Source organism: Vibrio sp. OPT46 (genome assembly GCF_015163535.1).
GTDB classification, from domain to species: Bacteria; Pseudomonadota; Gammaproteobacteria; order Enterobacterales; family Vibrionaceae; genus Vibrio; species Vibrio alginolyticus.
Window position 1 is genome coordinate 21,781 of sequence record NZ_JADDYG010000183.1, and the last position, 6,000, is coordinate 27,780.

General features: G+C 44.4%; 5 protein-coding genes. 3 read left to right on the forward strand and 2 right to left on the reverse strand.

What is annotated here, in order from left to right; translation table 11 throughout:
• Positions 1–19 precede the first annotated feature (19 nt).
• Positions 20–1,552: a putative basic amino acid antiporter YfcC gene (gene yfcC, locus IQR33_RS08530; protein WP_193837709.1), complete on the forward strand. Its 1,533-nt coding sequence runs from the start codon at positions 20–22 to the stop codon at positions 1,550–1,552.
• Between the two features lie 110 nt (positions 1,553–1,662).
• On the forward strand, positions 1,663–2,658 hold the full coding sequence (locus tag IQR33_RS08535) for a succinylglutamate desuccinylase/aspartoacylase family protein (protein WP_053307725.1): 996 nt from the start codon (positions 1,663–1,665) through the stop codon (positions 2,656–2,658).
• A gap of 207 nt (positions 2,659–2,865) precedes the next feature.
• Here IQR33_RS08535 and IQR33_RS08540 read toward each other — a convergent pair whose 3' ends face one another.
• On the reverse strand, positions 2,866–3,399 hold the full coding sequence (locus IQR33_RS08540; RefSeq protein WP_193837710.1) for a lipocalin family protein: 534 nt from the start codon (positions 3,397–3,399) through the stop codon (positions 2,866–2,868).
• Positions 3,400–3,706: 307 nt separating this feature from the next.
• Between IQR33_RS08540 and IQR33_RS08545 the strand changes: the two genes are divergently transcribed.
• Complete coding sequence (locus IQR33_RS08545; protein WP_193837711.1) at positions 3,707–4,087, forward strand: cystatin domain-containing protein; 381 nt, start codon at positions 3,707–3,709, stop codon at positions 4,085–4,087.
• Between the two features lie 58 nt (positions 4,088–4,145).
• Here the strand turns inward: IQR33_RS08545 and IQR33_RS32635 are convergent.
• A partial coding sequence (locus tag IQR33_RS32635; protein WP_228013809.1) for an SMC family ATPase occupies positions 4,146–6,000 on the reverse strand: 1,855 nt, incomplete at its 5' end.

Sequence of the window (6,000 nt, forward strand, 5' to 3'; positions counted from 1 at the left end):
ATTTGACGTGAAGTAAGTTATGTCTCACACACATGCGCAACCAGCAGACTCGGTTGCTACCCCTAAGTCGTGGCAGATGCCAGATACCCTCATTTTGATCTTCATTGTTGGTATTCTTGCTGCGATTCTTACCTACTTAATTCCTGCTGGTCATTTTGATAGCCAACAGGTGACCTACATGGTAGACGGTGCAGAAAAAACTCGCACAGTTATCGATCCTTCTTCTTTCTCTTATGCAACCGACGAAAACGGTGAACTGGTTTACAACAAGGTTGGCCTGTTTGCTTCTGGTGGTGGCATTGGTCTGATGAACTTCCCTTTCGAAGGGCTAGTTTCTGGCTCTAAATGGGGCAGCGCAATCGGCGTGATTATGTTCATGTTGGTTATCGGCGGTGCTTTCGGCGTTGTAATGCGCACAGGCACAATCGATAACGGTATCCTGCGCCTTATCGATAAGACCAAAGGTAACGAAGCGCTATTCATTCCAGTGCTATTTTTGCTGTTCTCGCTAGGCGGTGCGGTATTTGGTATGGGTGAAGAAGCCGTAGCGTTTGCGATTATTATCGCGCCGCTTATGGTTCGCCTTGGTTATGATGGTATCACTACGGTAATGGTTACCTATGTTGCGACTCAAATTGGCTTTGCTACTTCTTGGATGAACCCTTTCTCCGTCGCTATTGCGCAAGGCATTGCGGGAGTACCTGTTTTATCCGGCATGACAGTGCGCATGGGGTTATGGGCTGGCTTTACGTTAATCGGTATCGCCTTCACCATGATCTACGCCGCTCGCGTGAAGTCAAATCCTAAACTTTCTTACAGCCATCGCACAGACCAGTATTTCCGTCAGCAAGAGCTTGGCAATCAAGATTCTCGTTGGAACCTAGGTGACACACTCGTTATCTTTACAGTTATTGCGACCACGGTGTGGGTCGTTTGGGGCGTAGTCGCTAACGCATGGTACATCCCAGAAATCGCGTCTCAATTTTTCACTATGGGCTTTGTTGTCGCGATCATCGGTACGATTTTTCGCCTGAACGGTATGACGCTAAACTGCGCAGCTGATGCATTTAAAGAAGGTGCAGCTATTATGCTTGCACCTGCCCTATTAGTGGGTTATGCAAAAGGTGTATTGTTGATCCTTGGTGGTGGTACAACTGATGAAGCGAGTGTACTGAATTCAATTCTAAACAGTGCTGGCGGCGTGATTAGCGGGCTTCCTGACGTGGCTGCGGCATGGTTAATGTATGTATTCCAATCTATCTTCAACTTCTTCGTCACTTCGGGCTCTGGACAAGCGGCACTAACGATGCCTCTACTGGCCCCTCTGGCAGACATTGCAGGAGTTACGCGCCAAGTGGCAGTTTTGTCATTCCAACTTGGCGATGGCTTTACTAACGTTATCGTCCCTACTTCGGCATCTCTCATGGCAACGCTTGGTGTCTGCCGTATCGACTGGGGTGACTGGGCAAAATTCTGCTGGCGATTTATTCTATTACTCTTTACCCTATCAAGTATCGTCGTTATCGCAGCTCATATTATGGGTTTTGCGTAAAACGAAGCCAATTGGTAATTAAGGCGAGACATGTTCTCGCCTTATTAATATTCATGGTATGACGACGCTAAGGTTTTAGATTAGCTTATGGTTTTGGAGTGGTAACTTTAATGACAACACAATTTCTCGATGACGTGATTCAAGGTCATCAAGTGATTCAATCTCTCAATGTAGCAGACCTAAATTCGGGCGAGCATAAGTTTTGGTTTCGCATCGCAACGAATGCTCTCTCTCAGTGGCAACACCTACCTATGCTAGTGTTCAAAGGTGAAAAACCTGGCAAGAAGATCATGATTACCGCAGGGGTTCATGGTGATGAGTACAATGGTGTGTTAGCAGCGCAGAAAACTGCTCGAGAGCTCATCGGCACTGAAGTCGCTGGTACTGTCACTATTGTTCCAACCATTAACATGCCTGGTATGCTAAACCACAGCCGCGATTTCTATTCCGCAGACCCTGATGCGTCTCCTGCAAACTTAAACCGCTTTTTTCCTGGTGACCAAAACGGCAATGAGGCCCAACGTTACTTATATGCATTGTGGAATGATTTGCTCAAGCCAAATGCTGATTTAGCCATTGACCTTCACACTCAAACCAGTGGTGCGGCCTATCCACTTTACGTGTTTGCAGATTTCCGAATCGAGCAATCATTAGAAATGGCTCGCCTCATTAATCCTGATGCGATTTTAAATGATCCTGGAGATGCTGGCGTCCTTGAAACGGTCTGGAATAACCATGGTGTCCCAAGTATTACTGTTGAAGTAGGTATGGGGCGATATACCGAGCAAGAACTTATCAGTCGAACTGTAACAGGCATTTTTAATGTGCTGAAAGAGCATAACATTGTTGAAGGTGATGTGGACACTATTACGTCATGCTTGGAAGGAAACGAAATCATCAGTGTCAAAGCGACACACGGCGGCTTTGTACTGCCTCATGTTAGTTTGATGGACTTTGTCGAGCAAGGTCAACTTCTTGCGATTCAATACGACAGCTTTGGCGCTGAGATTAAACGCTACACCGCCCCAACAAGCGGCACAGTACTTAGCCACAATGTTGAATCTATTCGAGCACCAGGCTCCCTGATCGTTCGTTTGATTAAGTAAACCATAACCGTTTGTTGATAGATCAACCTTTCGACGCTCACTCAAATTTATATAAGCTCCATCACGAGTAATCACAAATGATGGGGCTATATCCATTTTGACCACATTAAGTTACGCGGTAACAAATTACTGTTAAGCGAAATGACAAACTGAGCTCTTAATTAGGAAGCTTCCCCTCTGTCCGCTTTTTCAGCCACGCTGATGAACTTAAAGCTGCCGTTGTTTCTCTTGTTCAACAAAAATGAGCTCGTCGATAGCGAAACCTTTCTCATTAGCTACGTACTTAAAGCGCTCCACTACTTTCTCATCAACGTTAGGCGTTCTAGACAATAGCCACAAGTAGTCGTGGTTGTAACCTGAGACAAACGCATAGTCATAGTTTTCACCTAGCTCAAACACAATGTAAGAAGAATATATTGGCCCAAAAAAGGAAACCTTTAAGTGTCCCACCGTTTTATCTTCAACAAAATAAGCTTTGCCTTCAGCTGCTGACCACTGTCGCTCTTCTTCGGAATATCCACGGTTTATCACCTTAACCCCACCATCCTCACGAACCTGATACTCAGCGGTAACGTTGGATAAGCCTCGCTCAAATGAATGGTCTAGGCGTGCAATCTCATACCACTTACCTAGATATGGCTCTAAATCGAAATTATTCACGGGTTCCACCCCATCCGGCTTCGAGGTACAGCCAAATAAAGTTGCAAGTGACAAAAGTAAAAATATTTTTATCGATTTCATACAACACCTAAATTTTAATTAGTGATTGATTTTACTCTAGAAGATAACAAGTCGATCACTAAGCCGCACCATCGCCCTCATAGGTACACATCACAATTCTTCATCATCAATAGCGCGCTGAACACCGAAACCTCGTCATCTCAGCAAATCGATAACAAGATTGCTCTATTTTTGACTTACAAGCTGACCATGCTTGTACATTTTGTCAGCATTTAACCCTATGCATATAGAAACTTTGCACAACATAGACATTCGTAGGCATATCACCCTCCTATAATACGTTGCGTTATAGACAGAGGTTATTGTTATGAAATTAAAAACGGTGTCAGTTTGTACACTTTTGGTTTTACTTGCAGGTTGTCAGCAGGAAAAGCCGAGCGAAACGACACAATTAACGACCTCGGCAGATGTATGTAATGCACAAGGAAACATGCCAGGTGGGTGGAATGAGTTTTACGCGACCCCTGATGCACAAAAGGCAATGGCCTTTGTTTTAAAGAAAATGGACACAATAGCGTCGTTTAAACAAATACTGAATGTTCACGCGCAAATCGTTAGCGGCGTCAACTATGCTATTGAGTTTGAATTGGATGATGGCTCTGTTTGGAACACGATTGTTTATCGCAACCTCGATGGCGAATATGCGATTACCCAATCGCCAAAAGAAGGCCACTTTTGCGAACAGTAGCGACTTAGTCAGAAAGCCCCAACATTAGGGGCTTTTTGATCTAACAGTAGTCACTGAATTAGACAGCGAAGCGACATTGAGATTTAATCGACACCGTTGAACCAAGTCTTGATGGTTCTACATCAATCCTCTGCGCCATTTGTTCTTTCAACTCAGAAACGTGAGAAATAACACCGATCATGCGCCCAGTCTGTTGCAGGTCCACTAGCGTTTGAATAGCAAGATCTAAAGACTCTGGGTCTAAACTACCGAAGCCCTCATCAATAAATAAAGTGTCTAAACGGATACCGCCACTATAGGATTGCACAACATCCGACAAACCAAGTGCCAGAGCAAGCGCTGCCATAAATGATTCACCGCCGGAAAGTGTCGCAACATCACGCGTTTTTCCTGTGTAGCCATCTTCAACCATTAAATCTAAGCCGCGACCCGCAGCGCCTTTGAAGCCCTCTGTTTTTCGAGCAAGAATATAGCGCCCTTTACTCATAAGGCTTAAGCGTTGAGAGGCCTGAATCAGCACATCATCCAACAGTACACCAAGAACAAAGCGATGTAGGCTAACCCTGCTGCCTGTTTTACCACTAGCAACGTCGTACAACGTACCAAAGACTTTGTATTCTTCTTCTAACTTACTATTTTTCTCATGCAACACGGCAATATCTTTACGAACCTTTTCAAGGCGTTCAAATATTGAGCGTGTGGTATCAAGTTGATTCCTTACTTCAATATATTGCGTCTGCAGAGTGGTTAACCTGTCGTTAAACGACTCTAAATTAGGCCTTTCAAGATCTTTCAATGCATGATTTAAATCATGTAGTGTTTGCTCAAGCTTGGTTTGTGCCTGTTTGAAGCTGTCTATTTCTTGCTGCCAGGCTTGAAGTTCATCATCTCCCACTCGACTACTTAGATAATGGCTTTCATCCTCAAATTTACTCGCCTGTAGTGCCTCATTCCACGCTAATTCTGCTTGGCTAAGTTTTTGCTCTGACTCAGATAACCACTGCTTGTTCGTCGCTAAGTGACTTTCCGCATTTGATTTCTCCAATATCGCTTGCTGCAAAGCGTTTTGCGCCTTTTCTAAGCCTGTGTTCAAACTCAGAATTTGCTCGTTTGTCAGCAAAATTTCACGTTCAAGCAAGTCAGCGGAACTGTATTTTGGGTCAATAGAAGCTTGTAATTGAGCCAATTGTTCTTGGTTCGCTTTAACGGTTGATTCATTTGCCGCCATTTTATTCTGCAGCTCATGAATTTTATTTTCACCCACGACGCAGCGTTGATTAAGCTGTTCAACGTTCCTTTCTAGTTTTTCAATATCAATAGCTTGTAGACGTAGGAGTTGAGCATTAAGCGCTTGCAAATCATTTTGAACCGTCGAGATCTCAGATGTAGCATACTCACCCAACTCCTCTTTCAACTGGTTATACTGATTCTGATACTGACTAATGACAACGTTATGTTGTTCTAGCTGATTGCTTAGTTGGTTCAACAAGGTTTGAGCTTCTCGCTCTTTCGCTCTAGCCGCCTGAACTTGCTCTTTTGTAACGGCTTCTTCAACAAACGTTGTGGGGTTAGGATGCGTTTCGCTACCACACACCGGGCATGCTTCACCTGCTTTTAGTCGCTGCGCTAATACTGCTGCTTGAGCGTTGTGCCACTTAAGCTCTATCGTATCAGCGTCTTGTTGACACTGCATATAGCGCTGACTGGCTTCGTTTAGTGACTGCTGCTTACCTACAGTTAGCGCATTGAGTTTAGAGAGCTCTAAAGTAAGATCATGCAGCTTTTGTAGATCCTGTAGCAGCCGTTGTTTTTGTTTTATTTCCGCATCGATGCTGCCAATAAGCGCAACATCAACTCGTGCTTTCTCTAGCTCCTTCTGTCCCTGCTGGGCCTGTAACGTTAACTTATCTTTT